This window comes from Providencia sp. PROV130 (genome assembly GCF_028482225.1).
Taxonomy (GTDB): Bacteria; Pseudomonadota; Gammaproteobacteria; order Enterobacterales; family Enterobacteriaceae; genus Providencia; species Providencia rettgeri.
The window spans coordinates 81615-100691 of sequence record NZ_JAMPQC010000019.1 but is presented as its reverse complement, the minus strand read 5'-3'; the positions used below and the strand labels follow the sequence as shown (position 1 = coordinate 100691).

General features: G+C 39.8%; 17 protein-coding genes. 12 read left to right on the top strand and 5 right to left on the bottom strand.

Annotated features, from left to right (window positions below; translation table 11 throughout):
- The first annotated feature begins 413 nt into the window (after window positions 1-413).
- From yfcD to PSF28_RS13550, 4 genes are all read left to right on the top strand, one after another.
- Window positions 414-956 carry an NUDIX hydrolase YfcD gene (gene yfcD, locus PSF28_RS13565; RefSeq protein ID WP_210837010.1) on the top strand — a complete coding sequence of 181 codons (543 nt, stop codon included), beginning with the start codon at window positions 414-416 and terminating at the stop codon, window positions 954-956.
- Window positions 957-1194: 238 nt separating this feature from the next.
- The gene (locus PSF28_RS13560) at window positions 1195-2439 is read left to right on the top strand and encodes a M24 family metallopeptidase (protein WP_210837008.1); all 1245 of its coding nucleotides are present in this window, start codon (window positions 1195-1197) and stop codon (window positions 2437-2439) included.
- Between the two features lie 10 nt (window positions 2440-2449).
- Entirely contained in the window at window positions 2450-2647 is a 198-nt protein-coding gene (locus PSF28_RS13555) for a DUF3311 domain-containing protein (RefSeq protein WP_210837007.1), read from the top strand.
- Window positions 2644-4086, top strand: a complete 1443-nt coding sequence (locus tag PSF28_RS13550; RefSeq protein WP_272664627.1) for a sodium:solute symporter family protein — start codon at window positions 2644-2646, stop codon at window positions 4084-4086. Before PSF28_RS13555 ends, PSF28_RS13550 begins: the two co-directional genes overlap by 4 nt.
- Before the next feature lie 58 nt (window positions 4087-4144).
- Here PSF28_RS13550 and PSF28_RS13545 read toward each other — a convergent pair whose 3' ends face one another.
- Window positions 4145-4615, bottom strand: a complete 471-nt coding sequence (locus tag PSF28_RS13545) for a DMT family transporter (RefSeq protein ID WP_210837003.1) — start codon at window positions 4613-4615, stop codon at window positions 4145-4147.
- 95 nt (window positions 4616-4710) lie between these two features.
- On the opposite strand from PSF28_RS13545, the gene PSF28_RS13540 reads away from it, so the two are divergent.
- Entirely contained in the window at window positions 4711-5607 is an 897-nt protein-coding gene (locus tag PSF28_RS13540) for a LysR family transcriptional regulator (protein WP_210837001.1), read from the top strand.
- Window positions 5608-5661: 54 nt separating this feature from the next.
- On the opposite strand, the gene pta is transcribed toward PSF28_RS13540, so the two are convergent.
- Window positions 5662-7791 carry a phosphate acetyltransferase gene (pta, locus tag PSF28_RS13535; protein ID WP_210837028.1) on the bottom strand — a complete coding sequence of 710 codons (2130 nt, stop codon included), beginning with the start codon at window positions 7789-7791 and terminating at the stop codon, window positions 5662-5664.
- An 87-nt stretch (window positions 7792-7878) separates the two neighbouring features.
- The gene (ackA, locus tag PSF28_RS13530; RefSeq protein WP_210837000.1) at window positions 7879-9081 is read right to left on the bottom strand and encodes an acetate kinase; all 1203 of its coding nucleotides are present in this window, start codon (window positions 9079-9081) and stop codon (window positions 7879-7881) included.
- A gap of 596 nt (window positions 9082-9677) precedes the next feature.
- Here ackA and yfbV point away from each other — a divergent pair.
- The 6 genes from yfbV to PSF28_RS13500 all read left to right on the top strand — a co-directional run bounded on the left by yfbV (window position 9678) and on the right by PSF28_RS13500 (window position 14873).
- Window positions 9678-10133 carry a terminus macrodomain insulation protein YfbV gene (gene yfbV / locus PSF28_RS13525; protein ID WP_004912272.1) on the top strand — a complete coding sequence of 152 codons (456 nt, stop codon included), beginning with the start codon at window positions 9678-9680 and terminating at the stop codon, window positions 10131-10133.
- 139 nt (window positions 10134-10272) lie between these two features.
- Window positions 10273-10767 carry a YfbU family protein gene (locus tag PSF28_RS13520; protein ID WP_210837027.1) on the top strand — a complete coding sequence of 165 codons (495 nt, stop codon included), beginning with the start codon at window positions 10273-10275 and terminating at the stop codon, window positions 10765-10767.
- 452 nt (window positions 10768-11219) lie between these two features.
- Window positions 11220-11894, top strand: coding sequence for a sugar phosphatase (locus tag PSF28_RS13515; RefSeq protein ID WP_272664629.1), 675 nt, complete (start codon window positions 11220-11222; stop codon window positions 11892-11894).
- Between the two features lie 88 nt (window positions 11895-11982).
- On the top strand, window positions 11983-13812 hold the full coding sequence (locus tag PSF28_RS13510) for an SLC13 family permease (protein WP_004912265.1): 1830 nt from the start codon (window positions 11983-11985) through the stop codon (window positions 13810-13812).
- Between the two features lie 194 nt (window positions 13813-14006).
- Window positions 14007-14411 (top strand): hypothetical protein, encoded by a 405-nt coding sequence (locus PSF28_RS13505; RefSeq protein ID WP_210836995.1) that lies wholly within the window; start codon window positions 14007-14009, stop codon window positions 14409-14411.
- Between the two features lie 63 nt (window positions 14412-14474).
- Window positions 14475-14873, top strand: coding sequence for a hypothetical protein (locus tag PSF28_RS13500; RefSeq protein WP_210836993.1), 399 nt, complete (start codon window positions 14475-14477; stop codon window positions 14871-14873).
- Window positions 14874-14951: 78 nt separating this feature from the next.
- Here PSF28_RS13500 and yfbR read toward each other — a convergent pair whose 3' ends face one another.
- Together yfbR and PSF28_RS13490 are read right to left on the bottom strand one after the other, a co-directional pair.
- Window positions 14952-15533: a 5'-deoxynucleotidase gene (gene yfbR, locus PSF28_RS13495; RefSeq protein ID WP_004912262.1), complete on the bottom strand. Its 582-nt coding sequence runs from the start codon at window positions 15531-15533 to the stop codon at window positions 14952-14954.
- Window positions 15534-15936: 403 nt separating this feature from the next.
- Window positions 15937-17151, bottom strand: a complete 1215-nt coding sequence (locus tag PSF28_RS13490) for a pyridoxal phosphate-dependent aminotransferase (protein WP_004259802.1) — start codon at window positions 17149-17151, stop codon at window positions 15937-15939.
- A gap of 792 nt (window positions 17152-17943) precedes the next feature.
- Here PSF28_RS13490 and PSF28_RS13485 point away from each other — a divergent pair.
- The gene (locus tag PSF28_RS13485; protein WP_272685190.1) at window positions 17944-18867 is read left to right on the top strand and encodes a LysR family transcriptional regulator; all 924 of its coding nucleotides are present in this window, start codon (window positions 17944-17946) and stop codon (window positions 18865-18867) included.
- Window positions 18868-19077: the final 210 nt, after the last annotated feature.

Below are 19077 nucleotides of genomic sequence, written 5' to 3'. Positions count from 1 at the left end.
TACTTGTGTATGCTCCTCATCCCCGTCATATTTCAAACCGCAGCGTTGTTGCCTACGTTCTGTCACCTTAGTCACATACTTGTGTATGCTCCTAAGGATGACATCTCTTAGCGCCTAGCTGCAATTTGAACTATTTAGGGGATATCCCTGAGATCAGTCACAAACTACAGCGTTATGATTTAACTATAGCATTTGTGAATACAATTTGTATGATTTGCTTGGACTACCTTAAAGAAACTTGGCCTCATTATCATTGCAATAAAGAAGTGCTTTTTATGATGGCAACTAATTACAAATTCAGCTAGGATCATCTCCATAGGCGCGGATCAATGCGGATTGATATTATCTGGCACACAATAATAATCAGTCTAATGATATAAGCATTTTTAGCTTAAAAATAAAAGGTTTACAGGATGGAACAACCAAGCGAAGTCGTTGAATGGGTCGATATTGTTGATGAAGACAATACGGTGATTGCTCAAGCAACACGTAGCCAAATGCGGGCAGAAAACCTACGTCACCGTGCAACTTACATAGTTGTTCATGACGGAATGGGCAAAATATTGGTTCAACGACGCACTGATATTAAAGATTTTCACCCCGGTTTCCTTGACGCAACAGCAGGTGGGGTCGTGACAAAAGGGGAAAACATCCTTGATTCTGCAAAGCGCGAAGCTGAAGAAGAGCTGGGTATTGCAGGCGTTCCTTTTGCGGAACATGGCCATTTTTATTTTGAAGATGCGCATTGTCGTGTTTGGGGCGGGTTGTTTAGCTGTGTGAGCCATGGCCCATTTGCTTTACAAGAATCTGAAGTTGTTGAAGTCAGTTGGTTGACTCCGAAAGAGATCAGCGCACGCTGTGATGAATTTACGCCAGATTCACTCAAAGCGCTTTCTTTGTGGTTAACTCGCAATAATGAGTTAGAAAAAACCATCACTTGTGCTGAAAATTCATAACCAATCAGATTTAAATTATTAAAGGGCTATTTTATTTAGTCCTTTTCTTTATTTTCCCCAAAATCAAATCTCTAGCAAAGTTAATTTTTGGCTAATATATAACGATTAGTTATAACCAACTTGCATGCTAAACGATGTATTCATTTCCACACTAGATATAATGTGACAGAACTTAACATTTATCGTTTGCGATATGATGCACTGCTTGATGTATATATAACGCTTCGAGAGAATAAAAATGACAATTGATAAACAGAATACTTTTTTGAAACAACAACACCTTGAGAACGTAACCAATAAAGCCCGTGAGATTATGGAACGTGAAGGGATTGAAGCATTAATCGCAACCGTAGGTGATAATTTTTATCACCTAACCGGTTTTGCAAGCTTCTTTATGTACACTTTCAGGCAAACAGGCTCTGCGATTGCGGTTATTTTTCGCGATCCTTCTATAGAATCATTAGTTATTATGAATGAATTTGAAGCAGCAAATTTGTCGCTTCAAATGCCTAATGCAAAGATTAAAACATTTCCAATATGGGTGGATGTAGACGACCCTTACAACCCTGAAAATGGCAAAGTGATGAAGGCTAGGCCAATTAATAGCCCAATTGAAACGATTTTCAATTTACTCAAAGAAGCGTTGTCAGAAGCGGGGGTTTATGGGAAACCAGTTGCGATTGAATTAAACCAAATTACACATACTGGTAAGGTATGGTTGGATAGGGTTATTCCCGGTTTAAATTTGGTTGACTCTTCCCCGTTATTTAATGAATTACGCATGATCAAAAGTGCGTGGGAAATCGCTCATCTCAGAAAATCTGCACAAATTACAGAAGCCGGTGTCGCTGCTGCGAGTAAATTAATCAGGGTTGGCTGTACTTCAGCGGAATTAACCGCTGCTTTTAAAGCTAAAGTGATGGAATTCCCTGAAACGAACTATAGTCGCTTCAATTTAATTTCAGTGGGCAGTGATTTTTCACCCAAAATGATCCCAGATGACCAACCGGCAAAAGAAGGTGACTTAATTAAATTTGACTGTGGTGTAGATGTAGCAGGTTATGGTGCTGATATTGCAAGGACATTTGTGGTTGGTCAACCGAATGAAAAAGTCGCTGCTATTTATCAAACTATCTTAAAAGGCCATCAATATATGTTAAGCCGAGTTGCACCCGGTGTTGCATTAAGTGATGTTTTTAATGAAACAATGGCCCTCATTCGTTCTTCGGGTTTACCTCATTATAATCGTGGGCACCTAGGCCATGGTGATGGGGTATTCGTTGGGTTAGAAGAAGCCCCTTTTGTGAGCGCGGCGACGACAGAGATATTTAGACCTGGGATGGTGATGAGTTTAGAAACGCCGTATTACGGGATTGGTGTTGGCGGCATTATGATTGAAGATATGCTGCTTATTACTGAAGACGGAGTAGAAATGTTAAGTCATTTGCCTCGTGAATTAATTTCTTTCGGGCAAGTGGAATAAGGGGCGGTATATGAAGTGGTATCATTATTTAGTTATTTTTCCAATCCTCGCATTAACCGTAGGTATCTATTATGCCAACCAAGTAGAACCTTTTGTTATGGGCTTGCCATTTTTAATGTTCTGGATTGTCTCATGGGTGATTATTACAGCCTTAGTTATGTTACTAATCAATGTATTAGATAATAAAAATACGAAGGAAAGCTCATGAGTTCCGCACTAATTATTATTACTATTTTTTTCCTATTTAGCATTTATCTTGCTATCCGTGCTAAAAAAGGCAAAACGATGGATCACGAAGGGTGGTCTGTCGGTGGGCGCAGCTATGGTGCATTACTGGTTTTCCTTCTAAGTGCTGGGGAAATATATACCACGTTTACTTTTCTTGGCGGAAGCGGCTGGGCTTACGGTAAAGGACCTGCGATTCTATATACCTTAGCGGTCAATGCTTTTATGGGGATCTTTTTATACTGGGTACACCCAAGAGTATGGCGCTTTGCAAAAGATAATGATGTCAGAACGATTTCTGAGTTATTTACCAAGAAATACCAAAGCCCGGGGTTAGGGCTATTGATTAGCTTGATTTCTATTGCTGCGATGGTGCCTTTATTTGTTTTGCAGCTTAAAGGATTAGGTATTATTGTTTCTCAAGCGTCTTATGGAGCAATTCCTGCGGATATTGCCATCTGGATTGGTATTATTGCAGTAACATTATTTGTGATGATTTCCGGTATTCATGGGTCAGCTTGGACATCTGCACTGAAAGATTTAATGATTTTAATTGTGGTGGTATTTATCGGTATTTATATCCCACTTCATTATTACGGTAGTTTTGGGGATATGTTTAAAGCGATAGATACAGCGATGCCAAGCTTTTTAACATTCTCCGAAACGGGTCTAAATATCCCGTGGTATATTTCCACAATATTCTTATCTGTGGTTGCCTATTTCTGTTGGCCGCATTATATGGCCGCAGTGTTTACTGCAAAAGATGAAAAATCACTGAAACGTAATAGTATTTTGATCCCAGCGTACAGCTTGATTATGCTATTCGCATTTTTCGTCGGTTATGCCTCTATACTGCAAATTCCTCATCTTGAAGGGGCGGCCGTAGATTTATCGTTGTTTGAGATATCTAAAAGCACCTTCTCACCTATTGTGGTTGGTTTTATTGGTGCTGCGGGTATGCTAACCGCATTAGTCCCAGGGTCGATGTTGTTGCTAACCACCTCTAATATGTTAGCGGGAGTTGTACAAAAAGCGATGGGTGTGAGTGAGGAAAAACGCCAGTCTGGCGTTTATGCACGCTTTATGGTGCCTGTTGTTGCGTTAGTCAGCTTGTATTTTATTTTCCACAGTAACGATACCTTGGTGGCTATTATGTTACTCGGGGTCAATATTGTTGCACAGTTTTTCCCAGCTTTATTGATGAGCTTTAAACAGAAAAACCCAATGACACCTGCGGGGGCTATTTGTGGGATTTCTGCGGGGGTTTTATTTCTTGCGGTAACCTATATCGAGAAAATTTCTTTAGCGCAATTGTTCCCTTGGTTAGGGGAAAGTTTAAGTTTCATGAATATCGGTATTGCTGCATTTATTCTGAATATTATTGTGGCAGTGGTTGTTTCGTTATTGACCCGTAAAAAATAATATTGGGATATGAAACTAAGTTAAATACCCGCCATTGATGCGGGTATTTTTATGCTGATTATTTACGAGACAATTGAACGCAAAATACTCCCGTAATCACTAAACCAATTCCAAGTATTTTTCCAAGTGGAACGGGATTTTGTGGCATTCCAAACCAACCGAAGTGCTCTATCAAGGCTGAAATCATTAACTGTCCTACAATTACCATAACAAAGAACGTCGTGCTGCCAATTCTAGGAACTAAAATCAGTGCTGAAGTTAGATAGAGCATACCGGCAAGCCCACCAAACCAAATCCAGATAGGTTGCTGGAAAAGCTCAATACTAAAATTTGGTCTTGGTACTTTAAACATAAATAATAATGGAATGAGTACGATTATACTGATAATCAAGGAAATTGCTGTTGCCCATAGTGGATGACCTAATTGACGTGCTAAGAGTGCATTACTCGCTGCTTGGATAGGTACAACTACCCCAGCAAATAGGGCCACTAATGCCAAGAGTACCCCAGATAATGACAGTGTAGACATATAAACCTCAGAGTTATCATTATTGATTTAAGATGAGCTTAATGAGCGGGAGACTGATTGGGAAATGAACAATTTTATAAGGTACTATTCGTCAAATGAATAATTTAAGAAAATTAGATTTAAATCAATTGGTTACATTGTTGGTTTTGTTGCGAGAGCGTCATGTAAGCCGCGCAGCTGAGGTGTTACATAAAAGCCAACCTGCTGTTAGTCATACATTGAACCAGTTGCGCGAGCTATTTCAAGACCCATTATTGGTTCGCCAACAAGGACAGTACCAATTAACCAGTAAGGCGGGGGCTTTGTATGAACCATTATTAAATGCATTAGAACAGCTTGATTATTTGATTTCTCAACAAAATTTCCGGCCAGAGTTATGTCATCGGCAGTTTAATATCGCTTTATCTGACTACGGTGCGGCAATTATTACATTACCGCTCACACGTTATTTGCGGTTACATGCACCTGATGTTGATTTGAAAATTTGGCATTGTAGTCGTGAAGAAATGCAGACTAAATTACAAGAAGGGAGTTTAGATTTGGCATTTGGGGTGTTCAATTCATTGGATAATACCCTACATACACAGTCTATTTTTCAAGACCAAATGGTAAGTGTGGCAGATAAATCGATTTGCCCAAAAGGAGCGATGGAGCTGAATGAATGGCTTTCATATCCACATGTTGCTGTCAGTATGAAACCTTTTGACGCAAATGAAGTAGATATTCAATTAAAGCGCTTAAATCAACAAAGGCGTGTTGCTGTTACGGTGCCTTATTGGCAAGTTGCGCCACAATTGATTGAAAACACGGATTTGATTTTAACTGTTGCCCAGAAAGTATTTTCACAAGGAATGAATGAGCAGTGTGTTATGTTTGAGCCGCCAATTGAAATTCCGTTGCTCGATTTTCAGATGATATGGCATGAACGTAGTGATACAGACAATGCATTAAGTTGGTTAAGAAACACTATTTCCGGTTTATTACAGTCATAAAAAATGCCAACCAGTTAAGTAAGCTGGCTGGCATTCATCGCAATAATCGACTAATTAAGCGTTTTCGTTTTGTACTGCTTGGATAGCGGTTAATGCAACGGTATAAACGATGTCATCAACTAACGCGCCACGAGACAAGTCATTGACCGGTTTACGCATACCTTGCAACATTGGACCGATGGAGACAAGGTCAGCAGAACGTTGTACGGCTTTATACGTGGTATTACCGGTATTTAAGTCTGGGAAGATAAATACGGTCGCTTTACCTGCAACTGGTGAATTAGGTGCTTTGGATTTAGCCACATCAGCCATTACTGCGGCATCGTACTGCAATGGGCCATCAATCATCAGATCTGGGCGTTTTTCTTGTGCTAAACGGGTTGCTTCACGTACTTTCTCAACATCACTACCCGCACCTGAATCACCTGTGGAATAGGAAATCATCGCAACGCGTGGGTCAATACCGAACGCTTTTGCAGAATCAGCGGATTGGATAGCGATTTCTGATAATTGCTCTGCAGTTGGGTCTGGGTTGATAGCACAGTCACCATAAACAAAGACTTGTTCAGGTAGTAGCATAAAGAAAACAGAAGAAACTAATGAGCTACCCGGTGCTGTTTTAATTAATTGCAGCGGTGGACGGATAGTATTTGCAGTCGTATGAACAGCACCAGAAACTAGGCCATCAACTTCGCCTTTTTCCAGCATTAGTGTCCCTAATACGACGTTATCTTCTAGTTGTTCACGTGCAACAACCTCTGTCATTCCTTTGCTCTTACGTAATTCAACGAGGCGAGCAACATATTCTTCGCGGACTTTAATTGGGTCGACAATTTCAATACCAGTACCGAGTTCAATACCTTGCGCGGCAGCAACCCGACGAATGTCTTCTGGGTTACCTAACAGTACGCAAGTTGCAATACCGCGCTCTGCACAGATAGATGCAGCTTTAACTGTGCGAGGTTCGTCGCCTTCAGGAAGAACAATACGCTTGCCTGCTTTACGAGCTAATTCCGTTAACTGATAACGGAATGCAGGTGGTGATAAGCGATTAGGGCGTTCAGAGTCTGCAACCAGTGATTCAATCCAATCACTACTAATATGACGAGCGACATAGTTTTGAATTTTTTCAATACGCTCATGGTCATCCGCAGGAACTTCTAAGCTAAAGCTTTGTAAATTCAGTGATGTTTGCCATGTATTGCTTTTCACCATGAAAACAGGCAAGCCAGTTTCGAAGGCTTGTTCACAAAGTTGGCGAATAGGCGCATCGATATTGTAGCCACCAGTGAGTAGAACTGCACCGATTTCAACCCCGTTCATTGCCGCCAGTGATGCGGAAACTAATACATCAGGGCGATCCGCTGAGGTCACTAATAATGAGCCTGGGCGGAAGTGTTCAAGCATGTGCGGGATGCTACGTGCACAGAAAGTCACAGATTTAACGCGACGAGTTTTGATTTCGCCTTCATTAACAATCTCTGCACCTAAGTGTTTTGCCATATCAATTGCACGGGTGGCAATTAAATCAAAGTTCCATGGAATAGATGCCAGTACCGGCAGATTCAGCGCAGAAAGTTGCTTAGTATCGAGGTTAGCTACAGTTGCCTTAGTTGAATCGTCAAAGATTTCAGATAGGTCAGGGCGAGTACGACCTTGTTCATCAACAGGGGCATTCACCTTGTTGATGATCACGCCAATAATATTTTTATTGCGTTGGCCACCAAATTCGTTACGTACTAGCTCTAAACGCTCTTGCATTTGTGTAATTGAGCTGTTGCCTGGTGCAGTGACGAAAACAATTTCTGCGCCTAATGTTTTGGCAATTTCATAGTTTAATGATTGAGCAAATGAGTGTTTACGCGTTGGCACTAAACCTTCAATTAAAATCACTTCCGCATTTTTTGTGTGGTCATGATAGCGAGCTACGATTTCTTCCATTAATACATCTTTTTTGGAAGAGGTCAGTAGCGATTCAACGTATTCCATTGTCAGTGGTTCAACAATGGTAGTAATACTTGAATGAGAACGCAGGACTTCAGTGGTTTGGTCTTTATTGCCAGAGACGCGTGGCTGTGCGATAGGTTTGAAAACGCTTAATTGAACACCTTTTTGTTCCATTGAGCGAACGACACCTAGGCTAACGCTAGTTAAGCCAACGCTGGTGCCAGTAGGTATTAACATAATTGTACGGGACACGGGAACCTCTTTCTTTCGGTTACTCTAATGACAAAACGATACCGCCAGCTAGTTGCTGGCGGTAGAAGTTGCTTATGCGGTTAAACGCGCAGTATCTTGGGCGATAACCAACTCTTCATTGGTTGCGATAACCAGCGCTGGGCGGCTGTTATCGGTAGTGATTAAACCTTCTTTACCGAAGCGTGCCGCTAAGTTACGTTCGTGGTCATATTCGAAACCAAGGATTGCCAGTTTCTTCAAGGTGATTTCACGAACTTGTGCTGAGTTTTCACCAATACCACCGGTGAAGATGATAGCATCAAGACGGCCTTCCATCAGTGCACTATATGCACCAACATATTTCGCTAAACGATGGCAGAAAACATCCATTGCGCGAGTTGCGTCTTCTTTAGTGCCGTAGTTATCTTCAACATAACGGCAGTCGCTTGTTACACCAGTTAAACCTAATAAACCCGATTCTTTGGTTAGCATTTTATTGATTTGATCAACACTCATACCTAAAGAATCATGTAAATGGAAAATAATTGCAGGGTCGATATCACCACTACGCGTTCCCATTACCAGGCCTTCTAATGGCGTTAAGCCCATTGAAGTATCAACACATTTACCGTTAACAATGGCAGTAACAGAACCACCGTTGCCTAAGTGGCAAGTGATAACATTGAGCTCATCAACAGGTTTGTTAAGTTTTTTCGCAGCTTCACGGGAAACATAGTAATGGCTTGTGCCGTGCGCACCATAGCGGCGGATACTATGCTCTGAATATAATTCGTATGGCAATGCATACAGATAAGCTTCCTGCGGCATGGTCTGATGGAATGCGGTATCAAAGACAGCGACATTTTTGTTGATCAGATGCGGGAAGGATTTTCTTGCTTCTTCAATACCGATGAGATGAGCAGGGTTATGCAATGGTGCGAATGGAATAGCCGCTTCAATGCCTTCGATCACTTCGTCTGTAATTAATACAGAAGAGGTAAATTTCTCACCACCATGAACAATACGGTGACCAATGGAGGTGATTTGCTCTGATAGCTCAGGTTTTTCAGCAAGAATAGTGTTAACAATGAAATCCAATGCTTCGCTATGCGCTGCACCAGCACCTAAAGGCGCTTCTTTCTTAGCACCATCCATTTTCCACTTAATACGGGCTTCCGGGAGGTTAAAGCACTCAGCTAATCCAGATAAAAATTCATCGCCATTAGTTGGGTCGATGATGGCGAATTTCAGTGAGGAGCTACCGCAGTTTAGAACCAGTACCAGCTTACTTGACATGGAAATACCTATCGTTAATTGTTGTTGTGAAGCCTTTTAAACAACATGAAAAGACTCAGATTAAAAATATACCGCTAGAGCCTAGCGTATTTATGACCTGAAACATCATGATTGATATCATGTTAAAGGCGAAAAAGTTAAAGATCGTGAGACCTCTAGGGGTTTGATAAAGCAGGCGCTATCCTTTTTTACAAAGGTATATAAAAGTAAACCTTCGCACCTAGTGTTGAAATAACGACCAAAAACCCCAATATATATAACTGTTGTCTATCTTCAGTTTCGAAAATGGATAAAGCTACAAAGTAACAAATGCAACAGCAATTCTAAATGTGGCAGATTCTACTAAAAATATTTTATATTTTATACGTTTTTTTTAAAAATAGGGACTTTGATTGATTAAAATCATAAGTGACGTATAAAGTGGTGTTATAGCACAGGGTTACATTGCTATTAGAATAGCTGATATTTAGTAAAGTGACTTAACTTAAGGTAAATGTAATGAAATAATTTCGTTATCTTAAATGTGCTATGATTTTATCATGGTGCAATCTACAGATTATTGCCTCAGTTTTTAAGAAGTCGATAGGAAACGTTTCATGAGTACATTACAAAGTACACCGCCCGGTTTTTTTAAACGCTTTAGATTAGGTAACCGCTATCTGAAGACCTTTCCTATGGAAAAAAAACTGTCGCCAATCTTCCCCGAAATTCGCATCAACAAAGCTGTCCGCTTTGGTATTCGTTTTATGCCACCGATTGCAATTTTCACATTAGCATGGCAAATCGCGCTAGGTGGGCAATTGGGGCCCGCCATTGCTACGGCACTTTTTGCCTGTAGTTTGCCAATGCAAGGCCTATGGTGGTTAGGAAAGCGTGCTTCGACGCCTTTGCCATCTAGCTTATTGAGCTGGTTTTATGAGATCCGTGATAAGTTTACAGAGGCGGGGATCGCTATGGCTCCAGTTGAACACCAACCCGATTATATGGCGTTAGCTGACTTGCTAAAACGTGCATTTAACCAGCTAGATCGCTCTTTTATGGAAGATATCTAAGGGATGATTTCCACTAAAAGGTAGATTTAACAATAAGTAATGCAAAAAGCGTGTTTAGATCAATAAAAGCGATGTTTTCACTGTCTATGATTGATGTTGAATGCGAAGATAAGCCATACTTTTTAGTGGGAGAACCATGATGGAAATGACTAACGCACAACGCTTGATCTTATCTAATCAATATAAAATGATGACCATGCTTGACCCCGATAATGCAGAACGTTATCGCCGTTTACAAACCATTATTGAACGTGGTTTTGGTTTGCAAATGCGTGAGTTAGACAGAGACTTCGGTCATTTGAGTGAAGACACTTGCCGCACTGTTATTGATATCATGGAGATGTACCATGCACTACAAGTCTCCTATAGCAACATGGCTAACAAGGAAGACATTGATGGCCGGCGCGTGCAATTTTTAGGTTTTGATGCTGCAACAGAAGCACGTTATTTGAGCTACGTTCGCTTTATGGTTAACACAGAAGGGCGTTACACCCACTTCGACAGCGGGACGCATGGGTTTAACTCACAAACGCCAATGTGGGAAAAATATGTACGGATGCTAGCGATTTGGCATGCCTGTCCTCGTCAGTATCATTTATCAGCGGTGGAGATTTCCCAGATCTTAAACGCCTAATGCTCGTCATTCTTCGCGCTGTCGCGTTGTTGACTGCGTTCGGCTACTCGGGTCACATACTTTTGTATGCTCCCCGAGATATCCTCTCTGGTCGCCTAGCGACAACGCGAATAATTTAGAGCATATTTGCTCGTCATACTTCACCTTGTCGCGTTGTTGACTGCGTTCGGCTACTCGGGTTACATACTTTTGTATGCTCCTAGGGATTAGCGCGCTTGCCGCCTAGCTACAGCAAAAACTTCTTAGAGCAAATGGGATTAATAGGTATAAAATTTCAACTTCAAATCAACATTCCTTTCCTGTTTTAACTCTCAAGTGCATTCAAATCTAAGCTTTAGTATCAATCCTTAATTATTTTTAATATTGAGGTTGCGTGTATGTGCCCATTTAGCGTTAACTAATGGGCTAGAATCGATTCAATTATTATGTGAATAGCAAATAAAGGGGTAGACGTGAAATTAAAGGCAAAAGGGTTTCTATTTGATTTAGATGGCACATTGGCAGATTCCTTGGCAGTGGTTGAGCGCTGTTGGTGTAAGTTTGGTGAACGAATTGGTGTAGACTCAGCCGAAGTCATTAATTTTATCCATGGAAAACCTGCGTTAACCAGTTTGCGTCACTTTTTACCCGAAGCGAGTGATGACGAAATTATGGGGTATTTTCGCTGGTTAGAAAAAATGGAAAGCGAAGATGTGGAGGGCGTTGTGGCCCTACCTGGTGCGATTGCCTTGCTGTCACGTTTAAATGAAATTGGGGCTCCGTGGGCAATTGTCACTTCTGGTACTGTACCGATTGCCCATGGACGCCAGCAAGCTGCGGGTTTACCAGAACCTAAACATTGGGTGACATTTGAAAAAGTCACGAAAGGAAAGCCGGACCCAGAACCGTTCTTGCTTGGCGCTCAAGCACTTTCTCTTCCTGCAAAATCCTGTATTGCCTTTGAAGATGCGCAAGCAGGTATCCATTCTGCATTAACAGCAGGTTGCCAAGTGGTTGCAGTCCATGCACCAGAAGGCATGCCGCGTCGTGATGAAATTCAAGTAATTGTAAACTCATTGGCTCAAATTTCTGTTACGGGGCCTGACAAGAATGGTGATTATGAACTTTTCGTGTCTAATTTGACTTAATGGTGATTTAATCAAAGAAATTCTCCATAAAACATGCTTAACTGAATAAAATTCTTAGCAATGTTTTTTTTCGTCGAAAGGGGATATTTTGAACGGAGAATTGCTGTGGGTCTTAACCCTCCTATTAATTGCGATAGTTCTGTTTACCACAAATAAAATTCGCATGGATGTGGTCGCATTACTTGTCATTGTCGCGTTTGTGTTGAGTGATACCTTAACATTAGAGCAAGCTACAGCAGGTTTCGCAGATCCTAACGTTCTGCTAATTGCAGCATTATTTGTTATTGGTGATGGGCTTGTTCGCACAGGGATCGCTTACCAAATGGGAGACTGGCTTGTTCGCGTTGCAGGAAGCAGCGAAAGCAAAATGCTGGTTTTCCTCATGCTCACCGTCGCTGGGTTAGGCGCTTTTATGAGCTCCACTGGCGTAGTGGCTATTTTTATTCCCGTCGTTTTAAGTGTCGCATCACGGATGAAAACATCGCCTAGTCGGTTAATGATGCCATTAGGCTTCGCAGGGCTCATCAGTGGGATGATGACACTGGTGGCCACTCCACCTAATATGGTGGTGAACAGCGAATTGGTACGCGAAGGGATCAAAGGCTTCCAATTTTTCTCTATTACCCCGATTGGTATTTTAATTTTATTCGCAGGTATTGCCTACATGTGGCTGACAAGGCGCTGGCTAGGCAGTAACGAACCAGACAAACTCCCTGAGCGCTATCGACGCACCTTTCGAGACTTAATTCGTGATTATAAATTGACAGGTAGAGCTCGCCGCCTTGCTATCCGCAAGGGGTCGCCACTCATTGGTCATACGCTTGATGAGCTACACTTGCGTTCACGTTACGAAGCGAACGTAGTGGGGATTGAGCGTTGGCGTAAATTTCGTCGAGTGATGGTGAGTGCAACTGGGGGAACAGAGTTACGCGAGCGAGATGTCTTATTAGTCGATATTTCGGTGAGTGATGACGATTTACGCCAATTTTGTAGCGAACAACTCCTTGAACCGATGATTTTACGGGGAGATTATTTTTCAGACCAATCACGTGATGTGGGAATGGCTGAAGTATCGATGAATCCAGATTCTGAACTATTGGGTAAATCTTTAAGAGACATTAAATTCCGTACTCGTTATGGCTTGAACGTGGTTGGTATTCGTCGCGATGGTAAGGCGTTGGACGGCAAGTTGGTAGATGAGCCGCTTCGATTGGGTGACATTTTATTAGTCATTGGTGATTGGAAATTAATTCGCATTTTATCGACTAAGCCACGAAATTTTATTGTCTTGAATCTGGCTGCTGAAGTAGAGGCGGTGGCACCTGCTGCATCTCAGGCTCCTCATGCCTTATTTTGTTTGGCGTTAATGGTCGCGATGATGGTGACCAATGAAATTCCTAATTTTATTGCAGCACTTATTGCCTGCTTGTTAATGGGGAAATTTCGCTGTATTGATATGGAAAGTGCTTATAAGTCAATTCACTGGCCGAGTATTATCTTAATTGTTGGGATGATGCCTTTTGCGCTCGCACTGCAAGAAACGGGAGGGATTGCTCTTGCCGTTGATGCGTTAATGAAAGTTGCTGGTGGGTTAGGGCCACATGTGATGCTATTGTGCCTATTTATTTTGTGTGCCTCTATTGGGTTATTTATTTCCAATACCGCAACTGCAGTACTAATGGCTCCGATTGCCATTGCTGCGGCTCGCCAAATGGATGTCTCACCGCTACCTTTTGCGATGATTGTTGGGATCGCCGCATCCGCAGCCTTTATGACCCCCGTTTCATCACCAGTTAATACCTTAGTTTTAGGACCTGGTGGTTATAAATTTTCGGACTTTTTAAAAGTGGGTGTGCCATTCACTATTATTGTGATGTTTATTAGTATTGCAGTCGTGCCTATTTTATTTCCATTCTAAGAAAATACATTAATGGTTAATTGATATTTTTAATTAACCATTCCTCTTTTATTTGTCAATTAAATGATATTAATTATAATTTACTCTCCTGTATTTTAACTTACCATTAATCTCGTATCAAAATGCATAATATTAACTTAATTGTTTTAATAACATTTATTATTAATTTAGAGTGTATTTTATCAGGAGAGAATATGGAATTAAATAAACAATTCGTAGAACGACATTATTATGGCTTGGCTACCTTCGAAAACTTCTGGGGTAAAAAGATTAAAAAAATATCATTAGGCCATACCGCTATGCTTTTTGGAGTGGGAATGATTAATGAATATATTTTAGAAGATATTCCTAATAAAGGTATTGTGAAAGATTGCTTCGGGTTTAAATATTATTTAGGTGTGGGATCAGATATGTGGCATATCGAATTTTGGACTGAAGATGGGGAGTATTATAAATCATCCTATAACTTTTACTGCAATTTAACTGCAAGTGACAATGGTAAAGTAATTATGGGAATTAATGGTGAGTCAAAACGGTTATATCTTGACTTTCCTTCATCAGCAAATTGTTCAACACAAATAAACAGAATAAATGAATAATACATATTTTTTCTATCTTTTAATAAACACTAAAAATAGATTTAATTATTAAGAGGTGAATTTATGGAACAAGTTAAAAATGTATCAGAAAAATATCATTATGGTTATGCAACATTTGAAAATTTTTGGGGAAAAGATATAAAAAATGTGACGCTAACACATAGTGCAGGTGTTCCTTGGGGGAATATGAAGGATTGGCAACATATTGAACATATTCCGAATAAAGGTATTTTAGAGAATTGTTTTGGATTTAAATACTATATAGGTGTTGGCTCTGATATTTGGCATATTAAATTTTGGACTTACGGTCGTGAAGTTTATGAATGTAAACATGATTTTAGTTGTAATATAACATCGGGTGATGGTGGTAGAGTTATATTAGGTATTAATGGTGAGTCTAGAAAGTTATACGCCCACTTTTCTTCATCTTCAGATTGTTCAACAGGGATTAGTTCGGCATAAAAAACTAAAGAATTACATTTAAATATAAAGTTATTGAGTATTAAAATAAGGAACGATACGCTCATTCCTTATTTTAAATTAATTACTAATTTCATCTAATGATAAGGTGAAACTTGGCACAAACGTTTTCATAAAATATTCCATTTCTGGGCTATTTCTTTCCGCAAGCATTTTTTCTAGCCGTCTTTTGGCTAATTTAAATTCACTATTGCCCGCAGATAGCTCTTCTAAACATTTTAAGTAGGCACACAGCGTATCAGCTTGTTTAACAATAAAATGCTCTTCTTCTGATTGTATATCTTCAATTAGTAGTGCTTTAAAATCCTCTTGTAGTTCTTCTGGGAGCATATCGAGTAGTTTTTGCTGAGCGAATTTTTCTATTTTTTTGTATTCATGAGCAATTTGTTGGTTGTGATACTTTATTGGCGTTGGTAAATCCCCCGTAATCACTTCACTGGCATCATGGTACATCGCATATAAAGCGATTTTTTCTGCATTAACGTTCCCTGCGAACTTACGATTTTTAATAATAGCGAGCGCATGGGCTACCATGGCCACTTGAAGACTATGTTCAGAGACATTCTCTGTTCGGACATTACGCATTAACGGCCAGCGGTGGATTAACTTCATTCTAGCAAGATGGGCGAAAAAGTAGCTCATAAGTCCTCTTTTTAGTGTCTGCAAACGACAAAAATTATAGCGGAAATAATGTAGCAGCGATATAATTTTATTGTTTTTTAATAAGTTACTCTTTAGTGACTATGTTTTAATATTTATTTGGCATATTAAGATGCTCATAATAATATAATCAAATTTAGACTTTAATTTAACTGCTATTTTAATTGTGTTGAATTATATAATCAAAAAAATATAATGGATGTTCAATCCGAAAATAACGAGGCAATATGAAATATTTTCCATTTATATTATTGGGCTTTTTCCTTGTGGCAATTTATTTTATTTCTATCCTTTGATTATCAGAATAATACAGTCTATTAATGATGGCTAAATTTAGAATAAAAAAAGCCTCCGACTCCGGAGGCTTTTTATTTTTAATAAATTTTTATTGGCGATAGCCTTCAAGGAAGCGGCCGAATTTATTAATCGCCATTTCGAGGTCATCTGCATAAGGTAGCGTTACGATCCGGAAATGGTCAGGTTCAGGCCAGTTAAACGCGGTGCCTTGAACTAACAACACTTTTTCTTGTAGTAACAGGTCTAAAATCATTTTTTGGTCATCATAGATATTAAATCGTTTAATATCTATTTTCGGGAACATGTACAGTGCACCTTGTGGTTTTACACAAGATACTCCTGGAATTTGATTAATTAGTTCCCAAGCACGATTACGTTGCTCATATAAACGACCACCAGGTTGAATAAATTCGCTAATACTTTGGTAGCCACCCAATGCAGTTTGAATGGCATGTTGCATCGGGACGTTTGCACACAGGCGCATAGAGGCTAACATTTCCAAGCCTTCAATATAGCTTTTCGCATGTTTTTTCGGGCCGTTTAATACCATCCAACCTTGGCGGAAGCCAGCGACGCGATACGTTTTAGATAAGCCATTAAATGTGATGGTTAATAAATCAGGGGCGAGGGCAGCAATAGAGTGATGAACCGCATCATCATAAAGAATTTTATCGTAGATTTCATCAGCATAGATGATTAGATTATGCTGACGAGCCAATTCGACAATTTCCATTAATAGGTCTTTGCTGTAAACCGCACCCGTGGGGTTATTTGGGTTGATAACCACAATACCACGCGTTCTTGGTGTGATTTTTTTGCGAATATCTTCAATGTCAGGCATCCAACCTTGCTGTTCATCACACATATAATGAACCGCTTTTCCTCCCGAAAGGGAAACTGCAGCAGTCCATAATGGATAATCAGGCGCAGGCACTAACATTTCATCACCATTATTAAGCAGTGCTTGCATGGCTTGTACGATTAATTCAGAAACACCATTACCAATGTAGACATCTTCTACTGTCATTTCATGAATACCACGAGCTTGGTAATGCTGCACAATCGCTTTACGGGCAGAGTATAAGCCTTTTGAGTCGCAATAACCTTGAGAACTTGGCAGATTACGCAAGACATCCACTAGGATTTCATCTGGAGCTTCAAAACCAAACGGGGCCGGGTTACCAATATTGAGTTTGAGGACTTTGTTGCCTTCTTCTTCTAGGCGCTTAGCTTCTTTTAATACGGGCCCACGAATGTCATAGCAAACATTATCGAGCTTACTGGATTTAGTTAGATTATTCATAGTTCTCTCATTACCCTAAGGGTTACATTGGTCGGGCCGGCGTTATTTCTTTACTGTACTCCTCCCTCAGAAGCTTTTGAAGATGCAAGGTTATTTTTGGTGTAAAAGGTTGGTTTACGCTTAAATGTAATGTTTGGTGTCTTATTATTTATTTTAAGTTGGCTACATATTCTTATAATATAAAATTAGTTGAATTATAATATCGACATTCTTTGATGTTTTGGAGTATAAAAAGTAAAAAAGCATGAAAATAGAAGGAAAAAAGAAAATTGTATCAAAATGTAATATTAAGCATTGAATCATTAAATCAGACATGATTTTTTTGCTGTAATGGCCTTTTTTTATAATAATTAGGGTGATTTTGTTAGTAATATTGATTATTTCAAGCTGCTTTCTTTAGCCAAAAGTGCTGCTTAAAATTATAACCATTTGATATTTTTGACTATGTAAAAATAGTGAAACGAATTTTATAATGTGCTTACATTAAAATAATTGTGATTACATTAAATATGTTACTATTTAATCGTATCCTATCAAACGCGTTTTAGCGTGTTTTTTAGGAAATCACCCCCTTTTTTATTAAAATTATTTGATTTATGGAAGTATGCTATTTGTACCATGGCCTATCGTTAACGAATAGTGAGCTAGGTACAAGAAAAGTAAAATAATGAGAAGTCATTGCAGATCTATGGATTAGAAATGCACTCACTTAGTAGTCGCTATAAACTCGCTGATTCTCATGGAGGAGAGCAGAAACACCAGGTAACATAAAATTATATAAGAGAATGAACGATGATAAATTCCAATCGTCCCATCATGAACCTAGATCTTGATTTGCTACGTACTTTCGTCGCTGTCGCAGATCTTAACACTTTCGCAGCTGCAGCTGCAGCCGTTTGTCGAACACAATCTGCTGTGAGCCAGCAAATGCAACGTTTAGAGCAATTAGTCGGCCGTGAGCTTTTCGCTCGCCATGGGCGAAATAAACTGCTCACCGCGCACGGATTACAATTACTTGGCTACGCAAGGCAAATACTTCGCGCCAATGATGATGCTACAGCGTCATTAACTTATAATGACGCTGATGGTGAATTGCGTATTGGCGCATCCGATGACACCGTCGATATCTTATTACCTTTCTTACTTAATCGTATCGCGTCTGTTTATCCAAGAATTGCCGTAGAAGTGCGCATTAAACGAGCACAATTTATTGAGTCAATGCTTGATAATCATGAGATAGACCTTGCTTTAACAACAGCAAGAATTAGTCACCACCCTAAAACAGCGTTAAGAACAGTGCCTGTTTTGTGGCACAGTGCACCTGATTTTCAATTGCGTCCCAATGAGCCAGTTCCATTAGTTGTTATGGATGAAACCAATCCATATCGTAAACTTTGTACTAGTGCTCTTGATGATGCAGGTTTGTCATGGCATGTTGCGTATGAAGCAGCTTCTTTACCTGCTGTTCGTGCAGCAGTCAATGCAGAGGTTGGGGTAACCGCTAGACCAATGGAAATGCAAAATGCAGATTTACGTATTTTGAATGAATCAGATGGGCTACCACGCTTACCAGATATTCAGTATTGGTTGTATAAGAATGCAGACGAGCAAAAAGATTTTGTTCTGACAGTATTCAGTGCGATTGAAAACAAAAAAATCCCTTATGTTGCAACCTCAGCAAGTGAGTTGATGGATAGCAGCGAGGAAAGTAATTAAGTTAATCGATTCATCTGGTTATCTTAACACTAATACTTAATTAATTTATTGTAATGACGGTAATTCCAATGCGCTTGGGATTACCGTTTTTTTATGGCTTTTTTGCCAATTTATTACGGGATCACTTGTTTGTGATCAATGTGTTATTGGCTATGTACAAATAAAATCAACGTGTTAATCACAGTCTAAATAAGATGTGAGCAGGAGTTG

Bases quoted from the DNA above. Each gene is read 5' to 3' on its own strand.
- PSF28_RS13560 (WP_210837008.1), top strand. From the start codon at position 1,195: ATGACAATTGATAAACAGAATACTTTTTTGAAACAACAACACCTTGAG.
- PSF28_RS13555 (WP_210837007.1), top strand. From the start codon at position 2,450: ATGAAGTGGTATCATTATTTAGTTATTTTTCCAATCCTCGCATTAACC.
- PSF28_RS13490 (WP_004259802.1), bottom strand. From the start codon at position 17,151: ATGAATAATCTAACTAAATCCAGTAAGCTCGATAATGTTTGCTATGAC.
- PSF28_RS13505 (WP_210836995.1), top strand. From the start codon at position 14,007: ATGGAATTAAATAAACAATTCGTAGAACGACATTATTATGGCTTGGCT.
- PSF28_RS13520 (WP_210837027.1), top strand. From the start codon at position 10,273: ATGGAAATGACTAACGCACAACGCTTGATCTTATCTAATCAATATAAA.
- yfbR (WP_004912262.1), bottom strand. From the start codon at position 15,533: ATGAGCTACTTTTTCGCCCATCTTGCTAGAATGAAGTTAATCCACCGC.
- pta (WP_210837028.1), bottom strand. From the start codon at position 7,791: ATGTTAATACCTACTGGCACCAGCGTTGGCTTAACTAGCGTTAGCCTA.
- PSF28_RS13550 (WP_272664627.1), top strand. From the start codon at position 2,644: ATGAGTTCCGCACTAATTATTATTACTATTTTTTTCCTATTTAGCATT.
- yfbV (WP_004912272.1), top strand. From the start codon at position 9,678: ATGAGTACATTACAAAGTACACCGCCCGGTTTTTTTAAACGCTTTAGA.
- PSF28_RS13540 (WP_210837001.1), top strand. From the start codon at position 4,711: ATGAATAATTTAAGAAAATTAGATTTAAATCAATTGGTTACATTGTTG.
- PSF28_RS13500 (WP_210836993.1), top strand. From the start codon at position 14,475: ATGGAACAAGTTAAAAATGTATCAGAAAAATATCATTATGGTTATGCA.
- yfcD (WP_210837010.1), top strand. From the start codon at position 414: ATGGAACAACCAAGCGAAGTCGTTGAATGGGTCGATATTGTTGATGAA.
- ackA (WP_210837000.1), bottom strand. From the start codon at position 9,081: ATGTCAAGTAAGCTGGTACTGGTTCTAAACTGCGGTAGCTCCTCACTG.
- PSF28_RS13545 (WP_210837003.1), bottom strand. From the start codon at position 4,615: ATGTCTACACTGTCATTATCTGGGGTACTCTTGGCATTAGTGGCCCTA.
- PSF28_RS13485 (WP_272685190.1), top strand. From the start codon at position 17,944: ATGATAAATTCCAATCGTCCCATCATGAACCTAGATCTTGATTTGCTA.